Below are 15,290 nucleotides of genomic sequence, written 5' to 3' on the forward strand. Positions count from 1 at the left end.
CGCAAAGGGTGTCGTCCCCCTCAGGGGGAAGGCGCGAAGCGGCTCAGGGGGTGCTCTTGTTTAGCGCAGGTTGTAGAAGGCAGCACGACCGGGGTACTCGGCCACATCGCCCAGGTCTTCCTCGATGCGCAGCAGCTGGTTGTACTTGGCGATACGGTCGGAGCGGCTCATGGAGCCAGTCTTGATTTGACCAGCATTCAGGCCCACGGCGATGTCGGCAATGGTGCTGTCTTCGGTTTCGCCCGAACGGTGCGAGATCACGGCGGTGTAGCCGGCGCGCTTGGCCATTTCGATGGCGGCGAAGGTCTCGGTCAGGGTGCCGATCTGGTTGATCTTGATCAGGATCGAGTTGGCGATGCGCTTTTCGATGCCTTCCTTGAGGATCTTGGTGTTGGTCACGAACAGGTCGTCACCCACCAGCTGAACCTTGGAGCCCAGGCGCTCGGTCAGGATCTTCCAGCCATCCCAGTCGCCTTCGTGCATGCCGTCTTCGATGGAGATGATGGGGTACTTGTCGCACCAGCCGGCCAGCATGTCGGTCCACTGCGTCGAAGTCAGTGTCATATTGCCTTCGCCGGCCAGCACATACATGCCGTCCTTGTAGAACTCGGAAGCTGCGCAGTCCAGGCCCAGGGCGATCTGCTCGCCGGGCTTGTAGCCGGCCTTTTCGATGGCTTCGATGATCAGCTGGATCGCGGCTTCGTGGTTTTCCACGGAAGGTGCGAAACCGCCTTCGTCGCCCACGGCGGTGGACATGCCCTTGTGGTGGATGATGGCCTTCAGCGCGTGGAAGACTTCGGCGCCCCAGCGCACGGCTTCACGGAAGGTGGGGGCACCCACGGGGATGATCATGAACTCTTGCAGGTCCAGCGAGTTGTTCGCGTGGGCGCCGCCGTTGATCACGTTCATCATGGGCACGGGCAGCTGCACGCCGCCCATGCCGCCGAAGTAGCGGTACAGGGGCAGGCCGGCTTCTTCGGCAGCGGCGCGGGCCACGGCCATGGAGACGGCCAGCATGGCGTTGGCGCCCAGGCGGCTCTTGTTGTCGGTGCCGTCCAGGTCGATCAGGGTCTTGTCCAGGAAGGCCTGCTCGGAAGCGTCCAGGCCCAGCACGGCCTCGGAGATTTCGGTGTTGATGTGCTCAACAGCCTTCAGGACACCCTTGCCCAGGTAGCGGCTCTTGTCGCCATCACGCAGTTCAATGGCTTCGCGCGAGCCGGTGGACGCGCCCGAGGGCACGGCGGCACGGCCCATCACGCCGGATTCCAGCAGCACGTCGCACTCAACGGTGGGGTTGCCGCGGCTGTCCAGCACTTCGCGGCCTACGATGTCAACAATGGCACTCATTGCATTTCCTTTGGGTTTCTGAAATCGGTACGTGCAGGCTGACTTCTTTCATGAAATCACGCCCAAGCGCTTGTGCATAAAGCGCAAGCTGCTATCAAAATTGTGAAGCCGACTCTTCTCCACATGCTGCGCGCGCGCCATGCACGCGACGAGTATGGAAGAGGCTGCGGCGGCTATTGTGCACAAATTTGGTGGGCCGCTTTTGCCTTGACGTGTTGCAGCAGTCGAATTTCTTGCGCAAGACGTTTCTGTGCAAGCATTCGGACACAAAAGCGGATACAAAAAAGGCATGACGCCACGCTTCATCGTGTCGGTCATGCCGGGGTGCATCATCTGCTCAGACGCCGCTGCCCACCTTGGGGCGGCCGGGGCGTATGGACATGCAGGCCTGCAGCAAGGCCGTCATGTCGCTGCTGATGCGCTGTGTATGCATGCTCAGGCCTGGAAATGGTCTTCCAGGAAGCCGTTGCGCTTGGTCACATCGTCCAGCGCCACCAGTGTCTCCAGCAGTGCCTTCATGTGCTTGAGCGGCACGGCATTGGGGCCGTCCGACAGGGCATTGCAGGGATCGGGATGGGTTTCCATGAACAGACCTGCCACGCCCACGGCCACGGCCGCACGCGAGAGCACGGGCACCATCTCGCGCATGCCGCCGCTGGATGTGCCGTTGCCGCCGGGCAGCTGCACGCTGTGGGTGGCGTCGAACACGACAGGGGCGCCGGTCTCGCGCATGATGGCCAGCGAGCGCATGTCGCTGACCAGGTTGTTGTAGCCAAAGCTGGCGCCGCGTTCGCAGGCCGTGAAGCTGTCCGCGGGCAGGCCCGCTTCCACCGCCGCAGCACGGGCCTTGTCGATGACATTCTTCATGTCATGCGGGGCCAGGAACTGGCCCTTCTTGATGTTCACGGGCTTGCCCGACTGGGCCACGGCGCGGATGAAGTCCGTCTGGCGGCACAGGAAGGCGGGGGTCTGCAGCATGTCGACGACAGACGCCACATAAGGTACTTCGGCCTCGGTGTGCACATCGGTGAGGATGGGCACGTTCAATTCCTTCTTCACCTTGGCAAGGATCTCCAGACCTTTTTCCATGCCGGGGCCGCGAAAGCTGGTGCCCGAGGAACGGTTGGCCTTGTCGAAGCTGCTCTTGAAGATGAAGTGAATGCCCAGCGAGGCAGTGATTTCCTTGAGTTGCCCGGCCACGTCCATCTGCAGCTGTTCGGATTCGACCACGCAAGGGCCGGCGATCAGAAAGAAGCGCTTGTCCAGACCAATATCAAAGCCGCAGAGTTTCATGGTGGGTTCCTTTTTGCACGCCGCGCATGCTTCAAAAACTGAAGCGGCCAGCGCTCTACATTGAATGGTTTCAACATCATTTGATGCTGAGGTCATTGCATTTCAAGCGCTGGCAGCTCCTATTTGAGGATTGATTCCGAAGGAAGGGAATCAGGCCTTCTTGCCCGGCTGGGCCTTGTTGTCCATGGCCGCCTTGATGAAGGCGTTGAACAGCGGGTGACCATCCCAGGGGGTGGACTTGAACTCGGGGTGGAATTGCACACCGATGTACCAGGGGTGAGCCTTGGCGGGCAGCTCGACGATTTCGGTCAGCTGTTCGCGCTGGGTCAGGGCCGAGATCACCAGGCCGGCTTCGCGCAACTGGTCCAGATACTGGGTGTTGGCTTCATAACGGTGGCGGTGACGCTCGGTCACCACGTCGCCGTAGATGCTGTGCGCCAGCGTGCCCTTTTGCACGTCGGAAGACTGTGCGCCCAGGCGCATGGTGCCGCCCAGGTCGGAGTTCTCGTCACGGGTCTTGATCGTGCCGTCCGCATCCTTCCACTCGGTGATCAGGGCGATCACGGGGTTGGGGGTGGCGGGGTCGAACTCGGTGGAGTTGGCGCCAGCGAGGCCTGCCACATGACGGGCGTACTCGATGGTGGCGACTTGCATGCCCAGGCAGATGCCCAGGTAGGGCACCTTGTTCTCACGGGCAAACTTGGCCGTAGAGATCTTGCCTTCCACACCGCGCGAGCCGAAGCCGCCGGGCACCAGAATGCCGTCGTAATCCTTGAGCAGCTTGGTGGCATCCGCGTCGTGGATGGTTTCCGAGTCCACATGGGTGATCTTCACGCGCACATGGTTGCGCATGCCGGCGTGCTTGAGCGCTTCGTTGACCGACTTGTAGGCGTCGGACAGCTCCACGTACTTGCCCACCATGGCAATCTTGACTTCGCCCTGGGGATGCTCGGTCTCATAGACCAGATCGTCCCAGCGCTTGAGATTGGTGGGAGGCGTGTTCAGGCGCAGCTTGTCGCAGATCAGGCCGTCCAGACCCTGCTCGTGCAGCATGCGCGGCACCTTGTAGATGGTGTCCACGTCCCACATGGAGATCACACCCCACTCGGGCACATTGGTGAAGAGGGAGATCTTGCTCTTTTCCTCTTCGGGCACCTGGTGCTTGGCGCGGCACAGCAGCGCATCGGGCTGGATGCCGATTTCGCGCAGCTTCTGCACGGTGTGCTGGGTGGGCTTGGTCTTGAGCTCGCCGGCCGTCTCGATGAACGGCAAGTAGGTCAGGTGCACAAAGGCGGAGTTGTTGGGGCCGAGCTTGAGCGCCAGCTGACGCGCAGCTTCCAGGAAGGGCAGGGACTCGATGTCGCCCACGGTGCCGCCGACTTCGCAGATGGCCACATCCACTTCGTGGTCGGTGCCAAGGCCCGCGCCGCGCTTGATGTATTCCTGGATCTCGTTGGTGACATGGGGAATGACCTGCACGGTCTTGCCCAGATAGTCGCCACGGCGTTCCTTTTCCAGCACGGACTGATAGATGCGGCCCGTGGTGAAGTTGTTGCTCTGACGCATGCGCGTTTCGATGAAACGCTCATAGTGGCCCAGGTCCAGATCGGTCTCAGCTCCGTCATCGGTCACGAACACTTCGCCGTGCTGGAAGGGCGACATGGTGCCCGGGTCCACGTTGATATAGGGATCGAGCTTGATGAGGGTGACTTTGAGACCGCGCGATTCCAAAATCGCAGCAAGGGAGGCTGAGGCGATTCCCTTACCTAGGGAAGACACCACACCGCCGGTGACGAAGACGAACTTGGTCATGTCTTTTTTTGGTGGTGGTAAAACAGGATTATAGGTTCGCCACGAATTTCGGCGTGGCGTACAGGGATGCTTGTGCGGCAGCAAAGCCGCTCAGGTCTGATAAATTGCGCAGCATGAATGACGTGTTCGCAGGCAAACATCTGGTGCTGGGTCTCTCCGGAGGCGTGGCTTGTTACAAATCGGCCATGCTGTGCCGCTTGCTGGTCCAGGCCGGTGCCACGGTGCAAGTGGTCATGACGGAGGCGGCCGAGCAGTTCATGACGGCCGTCACCATGCAGGCGCTTTCTGGGCGCGCAGTCTACACCTCCCAGTGGGATGTGCGCGAACCCAACAACATGCCCCACATCAATCTGAGCCGTGAGGCCGATGCCATCCTCATCGCACCCTGCAGCGCGGACTTCATTGCGCGCCTGGTGCAGGGCCGCTCGGACGAGCTGCTCAGCCTGATGTGCCTGGCCCGCCCCATGGAGAGCGTCCCCCTGCTGCTGGCCCCGGCCATGAACCGCGAGATGTGGGCCCACCCCGCGACCCAGCGCAATCTGGCCCAGGTGCAGGCCGACGGTGCCCAGGTGCTGGGCGTGGGCAACGGCAGCCAGGCCTGCGGCGAGACCGGCGACGGCCGCATGCTCGAGCCCGAGGAAATCATGGAGGAGCTGGCGGCGCACTTCACGGCCAAGAGCCTGCAGGGCCAGCATCTGCTGGTGACGGCCGGCCCGACCTTCGAGGCGATCGATCCGGTACGCGGCATCACCAATCTTTCGAGCGGCAAGATGGGCTTCGCGATTGCCCGTGCGGCGCACGAGGCCGGCGCCCAGGTCACGCTGGTGGCAGGCCCCGTGCATCTGCCAACGCCGCGCGGAGTGACCCGCGTCGACGTGCAGTCGGCGCGCCAGATGCAGACTGCCGTGCAGTCCCTGGTGGCGGGGGCCTCGATCTTCATTGCCACGGCCGCCGTTGCCGACTGGCGTCCGGCCGAGTTTTCCGATCAGAAGATCAAGAAGGATGGCTCTGGCGATGTGCCGGCCATGGACTTTGTCGAGAACCCCGACATTCTTGCCGGTGTGGCCCAGTCCGACCAGGCACGGTCCGGCAAGCTGTATTGCGTGGGCTTTGCGGCCGAAAGCCATGATCTGCTCAAACACGCCAGCGCCAAGCGGCTGCGCAAGAGTGTGCCGCTGCTGGTCGGCAATATCGGTCCCGCCACCTTTGGCAAGGACGACAATGCACTGCTGCTGATCGACGATCAAGGCTCCAAGGAGCTGCCCCATGCCAGCAAGGACGTGCTGGCGCGCCAGCTGGTCGATGAAATTGCGCAGCGCCTGAGCGCCAAGCGTCCCTGACCCGTGATCCCAGGAGCCCGAACATGAATCCCTCCAGCTATGAAGGCCCGCGCAATGGCGACTATGTGGCTTATGTGGATCAGCTGATGCGAGCCAGTCCCGAGTACCGCCGCACGCTGCGCAGCATCGACGGAGCGATTCAGACCGCGGTCGTCACGCCCGGCTCCCAGGCCGCCTCGCCCATGTCCCAGCTGCGCAACACCTTGCAGAAGGCGCGCGACATGGCCGAGCAGGCCCAGCAGGTGCCGGGAGCGCGAACCACGGTGGCTGCTCAACCGGCCCAGCGCACGGCTGCTGCACGGCGCCCCAATACGGCCGTGACCAAGCAGGAGGCGCAGCAGCGCTTCAGGGCCATGGAGCGCGAGATCGAGGGGCAGAAGGCTCAGAACGGTCGTAAGCCCTGGGTGTCTCCGGGCTCGCTGGCGCTGATCGTGGGCGGGGTGATCCTCTCCCAGTTCATCCAGGGCTTTGGCGTGCTGCTCGCACTCATGGGCCTGATGTCGCTGGTGGGCGGCGTGCTCAAGCGCCTGCAAGGCCGCTGACAGGCGTCAAGTGCCGACGCCTGCCCGGCAGCGGGCACAATGGCGCCCTTCAGGAAAACTGCTGGCCGCTGCCATGCAGCTGCCGCAATGGATGCAAGGCCCGGTTCACGGGCCTTGTTCAAGACAGACAAGACTAGCCAGATCCTTATGAATGTTGATGTAAAGATTCTCGATGCGCGCCTGCGCGACAACCTGCCCGCCTACGCCACCCCCGGCAGCGCCGGACTGGACCTGCGCGCCTGCATCGACGCGCCCGTGACCCTGGAGCCCGGCCAGTGGCAGCTGATTCCCACCGGCATGGCCATGCACCTCAAGGATCCCCATTACGCGGCGCTCATCCTGCCGCGCTCGGGCATGGGCCACAAGCACGGCATCGTGCTGGGCAACCTGGTCGGCCTGATCGACTCCGACTACCAGGGCCAGCTCATGGTCAGTGCCTGGAACCGTTCGCAGACCGCCTTCACGCTGCAGCCCATGGACCGTCTGGCCCAGCTGGTCATCGTGCCCGTGGTGCAGGCACAGTTCAATCTGGTGGATGACTTTGCCGACGCCAGCGAGCGCGGCGAAGGCGGCTACGGCTCTACCGGCAAGCACTGAGTCTCTGGACTCGCCCGCATCTCGCGCAACATGAGCCGCCAGACCCGCAGCCGCTCTGCCTCCTGGACCAAGGTGCAGCTGGGGCGCGACCAGCACATGCGGCGACGGCTGCAAAAACGCCACTGGCTGCGTCTGCATGCCGCTCTGACCGGCGGCCTGAGTCTGGCTGCCATGTCCCTGATCAGCCTGTGTCTGCTGCATGCCGGTGTGCACAGCATGGGGCTGCGCTATGGGCTGGCGCTGGCCTGCGGCTATCTGCTTTATCTGCTGCTGGTGCGTCTGTGGGCGGGCTGCATGCTGCGCCGCGACTGGGACGGGGGCGAGCTGCCCTCCGATGGTCCCGGCTTGGGCGGCAAGTCGGGCAGTGCCGACGCTGCGGGCTTTGAAAGCGGGCAGGGAGGCTCCTACGGCGGCGGCGGTGCCGGCGGCCACTGGGACGATGGCACCGCCGTGCCTGATATCGCGCCTGCGTCATCGGGCCTGGAGCTGCCCGATGTGGATGTGTCGGGGCTGGACGGACTCGATGAAGGCGCCGTGGTGCTCGTGCCGGTGCTGCTGGTTTTTGCGGCCCTGCTGATCGCGGTCACGGGAATGGGCTCGCTGGTGTGGCTGGTGTTCGGTGCCGATCTGTTCCTGACCGTGGCGGTAGAGGTGGCGTTTGCGCTGCTGATGACCCGAACCCTGTATGTGGTGGAGCGCGAAGGCTGGCTGCTGGCGGCGCTGCGCATCAGCTGGAAGCCCGTGCTGGGCGCCCTGGTCGCGGCCGTGGCGCTGGGGCTGCTCGCCGACTGGCTGTTTCCCCAGGCCGATACCCTCGCACAGGTGCTGCGCAGTCTTTGATCGCCCTCAGTCCTGGTGCCTGGCGCCGGGCAGTTGCAGCTGCATGCGCAGCCCGCCCAGCGGCGACGGCAGAGCCTGGATGCTGCCGCCATAGGTCTGAACCAGATCACGCACGATATCCAGGCCCAGGCCGGCGCCGGGACGCTGTTCGTCCAGCCGCTCGCCGCGCGCAAAGATGCGCTCGCGCAACTCGGGGGCAATGCCCGGGCCGTCGTCGTCTATGCACAGCGTCAGTTGCTGGCTGTCATCGGCTATAGGCTGCACCTTCAGCACGACCTTCGACCTGGCCCATTTGCCGGCGTTGTCCAGCAGATTGCCCAGCATCTCCATCAGGTCCTGGGAGTCGCCCTTGAAGTCCCATTGGGTGGCATCCCCCTGCAGCTCGAAGCGTATGCAGCGCGCCGCATGCAGCTTGTCCATGGTGTGGACCAGGGAGTGCAGCGGTCCGGCCAGCGCGGTGCGCAGGCCATGGCCTTGCTGCGCCGCTGCTGCGGCGGCGCGGGCGCGGGCCAGGTGATATTCGACCTGGCGGCTGGCACTGGCGACCTGCTCGCGCACCAGGGTCGCGAGCGGGCTGTCCTGCTGCGCGGCCGCGTTGCCCATGATGCTCAGCGGAGTGTTGACTGCGTGAGCCAGATTGCCGGCCTGGGTGCGGGCTCGCTCCACCATCTCGGCATTCATGCGCAGCACATGGTTGAACTCCTGAACCAGGGGCATGATTTCGGCCGGGTGCTCGCCCCTGATTTCAGAAGCTTCGCCCTGGCTCACGGCGGCCAGCTGACGGCGCAGGGCGGCCAGCGGAGCCAGTGCCAGTTGCAGCTGCACGACCACGGCGGCGATCAGCCCCGCAGCCAGCATGCACAGCGCGGCCACCAGCATCTTGGTAAAGCGCTGCAGCGGCGTGGCCAGCATGGCCGCGTCGGCGGCAATCATCAGGCGCAGCGGCGGGGCATCGGCCTCGGGCAGCTGTACGGTACGCGTCACGATCACCAGGGTGTTGCCATTGCCGTCCGACATATGGCCGTAGCTGGCGGGAGCGTGCAGGGGCAGGGTGGGCTCCCAGACCTTGTCGGCCTTGAAGAAAGGCCAGTCCAGGGTCTGGTCCCAGAGCGAACGGGAACGCTGGATGCCGGCCTGAACCGTCTGCTTGCCGGCCGCATCGAGCTGGTCTACCTGCCAGTACATGCCCGACAGCGGCTGCTGCAGCAAGGGGTCGCCGGAGAAGGGCGAGACCGTGACCGGGACGGCCTGATCCGGCTGGTAGTTGACGGCGCCGCTGAGCCGGTCGAGCTTGGCCACCAGCTGGCTGCGCAGTTGCTGGGTCAGGTGCTCGGCAAACAGCGTGCGCAGGCCCCAGCCCGTGAGCAGCAGTGCTGCCAGCACCCAGATCAGGGCACCCGCCAGCAGTCGCAGGCGCAGCGAGTTCTTCCAGGAGCCCGCGCTCAGCGGTGGCGGCTGTTGAGCCATGGGGGAGGTCAGAGTGTGCTCGGACATAGGCTTTATTCTTGGTTGGATGGCGCGGCCAGGCGATAGCCCAGGCCGCGCACGGTTTCGATCGAGCCGGGGGGTAGCTTTTTTCTCAGGCGCCCGACAAAGACTTCGATGGTGTTGGAGTCGCGGTCGCTGTCCTGCGGATAGATATGCTCGGACAGCTCGGTGCGTGAGACCACGGCGCCCATGCGCTGCATCAGCAGGGCCAGCACCTTGAATTCATGGCTGGTCAGCGTCAGCGCCTGACCTTCGACGGTGACGCGCGCCTGGCGCGAATCCAGGGTGATGGAGCCGCATTGCCACAGTGCGCTGGCATGCGGGCTCAGACGCCGCAGCAGGGCGCGCAGACGCGCCAGCAGCTCTTCCATGTGGAAGGGTTTGGCCAGATAGTCGTCGGCTCCGGCATCCATGCCTGCGACTTTTTCATGCCAGGCGGCTCTGGCGGTGAGGATCAGCACCGGCATGGAGCGGCCCTGCGCACGCCAGGCGCGCAGCACGCTGAGCCCGTCGCGCACGGGCAGGCCCAGGTCCAGCACCGCAGCGTCAAAGCTCTCGACCTCGCCCAGGTATTGCGCCGTCTCGCCATCGGCGGCCGTTTCCACGGTGTGGCCGGCCTGCAGCAGGGCCTGATGCAGCTGCTCGCGCAGCGTGGGTTCGTCTTCAATCAGCAAAATTCGCATGCTCTGCAGCCTTCCTGAGTGCCGGGGTTCACTTCTTGCGCTTCATGCTGATCAGCTTGCCGTTGCTGGCATCGATCTCCAGCTTGACCACCTTGCCGTCGTTTTGCAGCAGCCGGATCTCGTAGACAAAGCGGCCGTCCTCGCGGTCGAACTCCACCTTGATGACCTGGCCCTGGTATTGCTGCTCGACCTGATCCAGAACCGTGCGCAGCGGCAGCACCTGACCCTGGCGCAAGGCCTGACGGGCGAGTTCGTGATCGTTGTCGCCGGCATCCGAGGTGGCGGGCCACAGGCTCAGTGCGGCAAAGCCTGCCGTTGCCAGCAGCATGGCCAGCACGGCATGAAGGGCGCGCCGACGTGGGCGGTACGCAGATTGCGGGTCATTCGAGGCGTTGAGAAAAGACATGGCGAGAGGGCTGGAGTTGGAGGTGATGAGGGCTGGTAGCGGTCAGCTGCCAAGGTTATAGGCCTGCATCGATGAACGGAAGCTGAATGGCGGCTTCAGAAACGGTTCAGCCTGACTTGCGAACAATCGGCACCAACCCGCTGCGCAGTGCTTGTGCACTGGCGGGCCGTGTTTTGTCCCTTTCTTTGACCCAGCGACTGCAGGAGTTTTCATGTCCCATCTTCCCGGCCCGGCTTTTTCCATGTCCTCAGGCCCCCTATCCGTATTCCGCTCCCTGCGGCGTCGCAGCGGCACGGTCTTGCTCGCAGGCGCGGCCCTGCTGTCGGTCGGCACTTGCCTGGCCGCAGAAAACTCCCTGGCGGATCGTGCCTCGGCCTCGGTGGCCGCCGTGCGCGGCATGGCGCTCGGGCCGGCCCTGTCCATTCGCGATGTCTGCGATCGGCTGGAGAAGGCCGGCTATCGCGAATTCCAGGAAGTGGAATGGGACGACGGCCTCTACAAGGTCAAGGCCACGGCCAGCGATGGACGCTTTGTGAAGCTCTATGTCGACGGCCGTAGCGGCGAAGTGCTGCGCGTACGCACCAAGGGCTAGGATTTGCTCTTTATTTGATAGCTGTCAGCGCCCTGCCGTTGTGGATTTCATGACGGTTTGCAGAGCAAAGAAGCCAGGTATTGGGCAAGGCGCTATGGTTTGAAGAGTTGTAAACGGCTGCGCTTTACTCGAAGTATTGTGAGCAAATGTGAAAGCTGTCGTCCTGGCGAGCCTGTGCCGCGTTGCAATGGAAAGGCAGACCGTGCAAGGTTTGCAGAGCAACTCATAACAGGGACTGCGGCGCATGGAATGTGCATGCGCCAATCAGGAGATTTCCATGCAAATCAATCAACGCTGGGGCCGCTTGGCCATGGTGAGCGCAATCGTTGCGGCTCTGTCGGCCTGCGCGGCCTATCCCCAGGGTGGCTACCAGAGCGGCGGCTACCAGGGAGGTTACTCCCAGGGTGCTTATTCGGGTACTGGCTACCCTGGCAGCACACAGGCCTACCCCGTGGGCAACAACCAGGTCCAGACCTATCCCGCCAATAACTGCGGCTACAACAACCCCAACTGCTATTCGCAGCAGCCTCAGCAATACGCCCAGCAGGGCCGTGTGATGAATATCGAGACCGTGCGCGTACAGGACGGCAGCGGCATTGGCGCGGGCGGCGCGATTGCCGGTGGCGTGATCGGCGGTGTGCTGGGCAACCAGGTGGGCAAGGGCTCGGGCCGTACACTGGCGACCATCGCCGGTGTGGCTGCAGGCGCTTTTGCCGGCAACGCCGTGCAAAACAACATGGGCGGCGGCAGCGTGCGCGATATTTACCGCGTCACCGTGCAACTGCAGGACGGCAGCGTGCGCGCTCTGGACTACCAGCAGCCTCCGCAGCTGAGCATCGGCGAATATGTGCGCGTGGAAGGCAACCAGATCTTCCGCCGCTGAGCAGACAGGCGCACATAACAAAAGGGACTCCGAGGAGTCCCTTTTTACTTCACCAGTCAAGAGCAGTACAGCCTTAAAAACTGGCGTGTTCTCAAGCCAGAGATAGCAAGCAAGAGCCTAGGCTGCCCCGCAGCAAAGCTGTCGTCCCCCTGAGGGGGAAGGCGCAAAGCGCCTCAGGGGGTTAGTGAAGTGTTTCGTTGCCCGGAGCCATGGGCTCGATACGGAAAAATCCCGTACCGGCCGTGCCGCGACCGATCTCTTCCTCGGTGGCCTCGCGCACGGCTTCGATCTTGAGGTGCAGGCGGATGGCGATTCCGGCCAGTGGGTGGTTGCCGTCCAGCACCACATGCTCGGGATAGATTTCGGTGACCGTGTAGAGCAGATCGGGAGGCACGGGGTTGGTGCCCTTGGGCATGGCCGTGCTCTCGAAACTCATGCCTTCCTCGATCTCCTCGGGGAACAGCTCGCGCTTTTCCAGGAAGATCAGGCTCTCGTCATAGTCGCCGAATGCCTCTTCGGGCTCCAGGTGCAGGTCCAGTGTGGTGCCTACGCCGTGGCCTTGCAGAGCCTCTTCGATGCGCTTGAACAGGTCATCGCCGCCGACAAGGAACTCCACGGGCTCGTCCAGCACATCCAGCTCCTCGCCCAGGGTGTCTTTCAGTGTCCAGGTCAGGGCGACCACGCATTGTTGGGTAACTTCCATGGTGTGTGTATGCAGTTGGTGGGCCGCGGGCCAGTCCCGCAGCCGAAATTGAAACGCCGCCACGACCGTGGCGCAATGGCAGGCATTGTCCCATGCGCTGCCCGCAACTGCAGCACAGGCCTTTTGTTACACCCTGCAAAAAGCACTTGCACAGCCTTCACATTGGCGCTCTTGCAGGCCTGCATACTGACCCCATCTCTGCTGCAAGTAATTTGCGGGCTTTAAGGAAGGCACCATGACCTCTCAGGAACAACAACTGCTGCAAGACCTGTGCGCCAGGCTGACGCTGACCCAGGGTCAGCCCAAGGACGCGCAGGCCGATGCCGAGCTGCGCCGTGGATTGAGCAACGCGCCCGATGCGGTCTACTGGCTGGCCCAGCGCACCTTGATGCTGGAGCAAGCCATTCAGCAGGCCCAGCAGCAGATCGGCGAGTTGCAGCAGCAGGTGAAGCTGGCCCAGCAAAGCCAGAGCCAGGGCGCAGGCAGCTTTCTCTCGGGCGGCCTGGGCACGCACTTCGGCCGCGCTCCCGAGCGCTATGCCGAGGATGCTGGCTACGCTGCCAATGCCCAGCCTCCCTATCAACCCCAGTACCAGCCGCAGAACCAGCCGCAGAACCAGCCGCAAGCGGCGCCTCAACCTTCCAGCTGGCGCGACCGTTTCTTTGGCGGCGGCTCGGCGCCCCGTGCTGCAGCGCCGCAGGCCTACGGCCAGCCTGCAACCTCTGCCGGCAGCAGCTTCCTGGGCAATGCCGCAGCGGCCGCAGCCGGCGTGGCTGGCGGCATGTTTCTGTTCAACGGGCTGGAGAATCTGATGGGCGGCCATCACGCCGGCTCGGGCAGCCAGAGTGGCGGCGAAAGCAAGTCGCTGGCGCAGGACAGCAGCAACCAGGGCTTGCATGGCGATAGCGGCAATACCTCGAGCCTGGCCAACGATGCGGGCCTTGGCAGCATAGACAACTCAGCCAGCTTTGACAGCGGCAGTTGGGACGATGGCGGCGGCTTCTTTGACGATGACTTTGCCTGATTACATGCTTTGAGATTTTTGAGGCTCAAGCCCTTTTCCATCAAACGCTAGCAGCTATGGATTAGATAGTGAGAAGGAAAAAAGAAAGCCACCTGGCGTTTTCAAATCAGGTGGCTTTTTTAATTTCAGTAGCGATGGGCGCGAGCTTTAATTAGGGCGCGACCTAAGTGTGAGACAGCAAGCAAGCGCCGCCGCGCAGCAAAGCTGTCGTCCCCCCCCCCCGCGAAGCAGAGAGGGGGAAGCGGCGGGGCCGCCCAGGCAAAGCCGCTCAGGGGGTCTTTAGAACGGATAGTGGCGTTCTGCGGTCTGCATGGTCACCCAGCGGGTTTCGGTAAAGGCATTGATGCCCTGCTGGCCGCCGAAATGGCCATAGCCCGAGGCCTTGACGCCGCCAAACGGCATCTGGGCTTCGTCATGCACCGTGGGGCCGTTGATATGGCAGATGCCGGCCTCGATGCGCGCCGCCACACGCCAGCCGCGGGCCGTGTCCCGGGTGAAGACTGCGGAGGACAGACCGAACTCGTTGTCATTGGCCGTGGCGATGGCTTCTTCCTCGCCGTTTACGCGCACGATGCCCTTGACCGGGCCGAAGCTCTCCTCGTGGAAGATGCGCATCGCCGGCGTCACATGGTCGATCAGTGTGGCGGGCATCAGGGTGCTCTCGGCCTTGCCGCCGCAGACCAGTTTTCCGCCCTTGGCCAGCGCGTCGTCGATCATGGCATTGCAGCGCTCCACCGTGGCCAGATCGACCACCGAGCCCAGCACCACGGGCCCCTTGCGCGGGTCGCCCAGAGGCAGGCTGCGGGCCTTGGCGGCAAACTTGGCGATGAACTCGTCGGCCACCTTGTTATCCACCACAAAGCGCTCGGTGGACATGCAGATCTGGCCCGAGTTGGCAAACGCGCCAAAGGTGGCGGCGTTCACGGCCGCATCGATATCGGCATCGTCCAGCACCAGAAACGGGGCTTTGCCGCCGAGCTCCAGCAGTGCGGGCTTGAGATGCTTGGCGCAGGTCTGGCCGATGATGCGGCCCACGCGCGTGGAGCCGGTAAAGCTCACGCGGCGCACGGCCGGATGGGCCACGATGGTCTCGACCACGCTGCCCGCATCGGCGGGCGCATTGGTCACAAAGTTCACCACGCCGGCGGGCAGGCCTGCGTCCTGCAGCGCTTCGATGATCAGGCCGTGGGTGGCGGGGCAGAGCTCCGACCCCTTGAGAATCACGGTATTGCCGCAGGCCAGGGCCGTGGAGATGCTGCGCACGGCCAGAATCACGGGGGCATTCCAGGGCGCGATACCGAGCACCACGCCGGCGGGCTGGCGCACGGCCATGGCCAGGCTGCCGGGCACGTCGGAGGGGATGATCTCGCCATTGATTTGCGTGGTCAGCGAAGCCGCTTCCAGCAGCATGCTGGCGGCCAGATGCACGTTGAAGCCGGCCCAGATGCCCGAGGCGCCGGTCTCGGCAGCCATGGCCGCGGCAATCGCTTCGCCCTTGGCTTCCAGCGCCTGCGAGGCCTTCATCAGCATGGCGCGGCGGGCGTTCGGCCCCAGTTGCGACCAGGCGGGGAAGGCTGCTGCCGCAGCTTCGCAGGCGCGGATGGCGTCTTCGGTGGTGGCGGCGGGCGCACGCGTGGCAACCGAGCCATCCAGCGGGTTCCTGCGTTCAAAGGTCGCGCCATTGCCGGCTGCACATTCCTGGCCGGCTATCAGCATTTTTTGTTTGATCATGTGTGTCTC

The 15,290-nt window shown here is 63.8% G+C and carries 15 protein-coding genes; 7 read left to right on the forward strand and 8 right to left on the reverse strand.

Translation table 11 applies throughout. The features are described 5' to 3' along the window. Nucleotides 1-60 precede the first annotated feature (60 nt). From eno to JAO85_RS05350, 3 genes are all read right to left on the reverse strand, one after another. Nucleotides 61-1,347: a phosphopyruvate hydratase gene (gene eno / locus JAO85_RS05340; RefSeq protein WP_012837357.1), complete on the reverse strand. Its 1,287-nt coding sequence runs from the start codon at nucleotides 1,345-1,347 to the stop codon at nucleotides 61-63. 435 nt (nucleotides 1,348-1,782) lie between these two features. Beyond that, complete coding sequence (kdsA, locus tag JAO85_RS05345; RefSeq protein ID WP_003076380.1) at nucleotides 1,783-2,640, reverse strand: 3-deoxy-8-phosphooctulonate synthase; 858 nt, start codon at nucleotides 2,638-2,640, stop codon at nucleotides 1,783-1,785. Between the two features lie 150 nt (nucleotides 2,641-2,790). Next, a complete protein-coding gene (locus tag JAO85_RS05350; RefSeq protein WP_034389418.1) occupies nucleotides 2,791-4,452 on the reverse strand; it encodes a CTP synthase in 1,662 nt (553 codons plus the stop codon). A 113-nt stretch (nucleotides 4,453-4,565) separates the two neighbouring features. Between JAO85_RS05350 and coaBC the strand changes: the two genes are divergently transcribed. From coaBC to JAO85_RS05370, 4 genes are all read left to right on the forward strand, one after another. After that, the gene (gene coaBC, locus JAO85_RS05355; protein WP_034359938.1) at nucleotides 4,566-5,792 is read left to right on the forward strand and encodes a bifunctional phosphopantothenoylcysteine decarboxylase/phosphopantothenate--cysteine ligase CoaBC; all 1,227 of its coding nucleotides are present in this window, start codon (nucleotides 4,566-4,568) and stop codon (nucleotides 5,790-5,792) included. A 23-nt stretch (nucleotides 5,793-5,815) separates the two neighbouring features. Continuing rightward, entirely contained in the window at nucleotides 5,816-6,334 is a 519-nt protein-coding gene (locus tag JAO85_RS05360; protein ID WP_054073608.1) for a hypothetical protein, read from the forward strand. A gap of 147 nt (nucleotides 6,335-6,481) precedes the next feature. Continuing rightward, nucleotides 6,482-6,931 (forward strand): dUTP diphosphatase, encoded by a 450-nt coding sequence (gene dut / locus JAO85_RS05365; protein ID WP_003064513.1) that lies wholly within the window; start codon nucleotides 6,482-6,484, stop codon nucleotides 6,929-6,931. 30 nt (nucleotides 6,932-6,961) lie between these two features. After that, nucleotides 6,962-7,771, forward strand: coding sequence for a hypothetical protein (locus JAO85_RS05370; protein ID WP_087865949.1), 810 nt, complete (start codon nucleotides 6,962-6,964; stop codon nucleotides 7,769-7,771). Nucleotides 7,772-7,777: 6 nt separating this feature from the next. On the opposite strand, the gene JAO85_RS05375 is transcribed toward JAO85_RS05370, so the two are convergent. From JAO85_RS05375 to JAO85_RS05385, 3 genes are read right to left on the reverse strand one after another with little or no spacing between them, the layout of a single operon-like run. Then, complete coding sequence (locus JAO85_RS05375; RefSeq protein WP_179625668.1) at nucleotides 7,778-9,265, reverse strand: sensor histidine kinase; 1,488 nt, start codon at nucleotides 9,263-9,265, stop codon at nucleotides 7,778-7,780. 5 nt (nucleotides 9,266-9,270) lie between these two features. Then, nucleotides 9,271-9,942 carry a response regulator transcription factor gene (locus tag JAO85_RS05380; protein ID WP_012837365.1) on the reverse strand — a complete coding sequence of 224 codons (672 nt, stop codon included), beginning with the start codon at nucleotides 9,940-9,942 and terminating at the stop codon, nucleotides 9,271-9,273. 28 nt (nucleotides 9,943-9,970) lie between these two features. Beyond that, the gene (locus JAO85_RS05385; protein ID WP_012837366.1) at nucleotides 9,971-10,279 is read right to left on the reverse strand and encodes a PepSY domain-containing protein; all 309 of its coding nucleotides are present in this window, start codon (nucleotides 10,277-10,279) and stop codon (nucleotides 9,971-9,973) included. Between the two features lie 280 nt (nucleotides 10,280-10,559). On the opposite strand from JAO85_RS05385, the gene JAO85_RS05390 reads away from it, so the two are divergent. Then, complete coding sequence (locus JAO85_RS05390) at nucleotides 10,560-10,940, forward strand: PepSY domain-containing protein (protein WP_202787626.1); 381 nt, start codon at nucleotides 10,560-10,562, stop codon at nucleotides 10,938-10,940. A 277-nt stretch (nucleotides 10,941-11,217) separates the two neighbouring features. After that, nucleotides 11,218-11,823: a glycine zipper 2TM domain-containing protein gene (locus tag JAO85_RS05395; protein WP_003064528.1), complete on the forward strand. Its 606-nt coding sequence runs from the start codon at nucleotides 11,218-11,220 to the stop codon at nucleotides 11,821-11,823. 181 nt (nucleotides 11,824-12,004) lie between these two features. Here the strand turns inward: JAO85_RS05395 and JAO85_RS05400 are convergent, their stop codons facing one another. Next, nucleotides 12,005-12,526 (reverse strand): peptidylprolyl isomerase, encoded by a 522-nt coding sequence (locus JAO85_RS05400; protein ID WP_003064531.1) that lies wholly within the window; start codon nucleotides 12,524-12,526, stop codon nucleotides 12,005-12,007. 235 nt (nucleotides 12,527-12,761) lie between these two features. Between JAO85_RS05400 and JAO85_RS05405 the strand changes: the two genes are divergently transcribed. Next, the gene (locus JAO85_RS05405) at nucleotides 12,762-13,550 is read left to right on the forward strand and encodes a DUF2076 domain-containing protein (protein WP_202787627.1); all 789 of its coding nucleotides are present in this window, start codon (nucleotides 12,762-12,764) and stop codon (nucleotides 13,548-13,550) included. Nucleotides 13,551-13,829: 279 nt separating this feature from the next. Here JAO85_RS05405 and JAO85_RS05410 read toward each other — a convergent pair whose 3' ends face one another. Further along, nucleotides 13,830-15,281: an aldehyde dehydrogenase gene (locus JAO85_RS05410; RefSeq protein WP_202787628.1), complete on the reverse strand. Its 1,452-nt coding sequence runs from the start codon at nucleotides 15,279-15,281 to the stop codon at nucleotides 13,830-13,832. Nucleotides 15,282-15,290 lie beyond the last annotated feature (9 nt).

Source organism: Comamonas sp. NyZ500 (genome assembly GCF_016772095.1).
Lineage (GTDB): Bacteria > Pseudomonadota > Gammaproteobacteria > Burkholderiales > Burkholderiaceae_C > Comamonas > Comamonas thiooxydans.

Excerpts from the sequence above, each read along its gene's own strand:
- eno (WP_012837357.1), bottom strand. The coding sequence starts at position 1,347 with ATGAGTGCCATTGTTGACATCGTAGGCCGCGAAGTGCTGGACAGCCGC.
- JAO85_RS05405 (WP_202787627.1), top strand. The coding sequence starts at position 12,762 with ATGACCTCTCAGGAACAACAACTGCTGCAAGACCTGTGCGCCAGGCTG.
- coaBC (WP_034359938.1), top strand. The coding sequence starts at position 4,566 with ATGAATGACGTGTTCGCAGGCAAACATCTGGTGCTGGGTCTCTCCGGA.
- dut (WP_003064513.1), top strand. The coding sequence starts at position 6,482 with ATGAATGTTGATGTAAAGATTCTCGATGCGCGCCTGCGCGACAACCTG.
- JAO85_RS05400 (WP_003064531.1), bottom strand. The coding sequence starts at position 12,526 with ATGGAAGTTACCCAACAATGCGTGGTCGCCCTGACCTGGACACTGAAA.
- JAO85_RS05410 (WP_202787628.1), bottom strand. The coding sequence starts at position 15,281 with ATGATCAAACAAAAAATGCTGATAGCCGGCCAGGAATGTGCAGCCGGC.
- JAO85_RS05390 (WP_202787626.1), top strand. The coding sequence starts at position 10,560 with ATGTCCCATCTTCCCGGCCCGGCTTTTTCCATGTCCTCAGGCCCCCTA.
- JAO85_RS05370 (WP_087865949.1), top strand. The coding sequence starts at position 6,962 with ATGAGCCGCCAGACCCGCAGCCGCTCTGCCTCCTGGACCAAGGTGCAG.
- JAO85_RS05395 (WP_003064528.1), top strand. The coding sequence starts at position 11,218 with ATGCAAATCAATCAACGCTGGGGCCGCTTGGCCATGGTGAGCGCAATC.
- JAO85_RS05380 (WP_012837365.1), bottom strand. The coding sequence starts at position 9,942 with ATGCGAATTTTGCTGATTGAAGACGAACCCACGCTGCGCGAGCAGCTG.
- JAO85_RS05360 (WP_054073608.1), top strand. The coding sequence starts at position 5,816 with ATGAATCCCTCCAGCTATGAAGGCCCGCGCAATGGCGACTATGTGGCT.
- kdsA (WP_003076380.1), bottom strand. The coding sequence starts at position 2,640 with ATGAAACTCTGCGGCTTTGATATTGGTCTGGACAAGCGCTTCTTTCTG.
- JAO85_RS05375 (WP_179625668.1), bottom strand. The coding sequence starts at position 9,265 with ATGTCCGAGCACACTCTGACCTCCCCCATGGCTCAACAGCCGCCACCG.
- JAO85_RS05350 (WP_034389418.1), bottom strand. The coding sequence starts at position 4,452 with ATGACCAAGTTCGTCTTCGTCACCGGCGGTGTGGTGTCTTCCCTAGGT.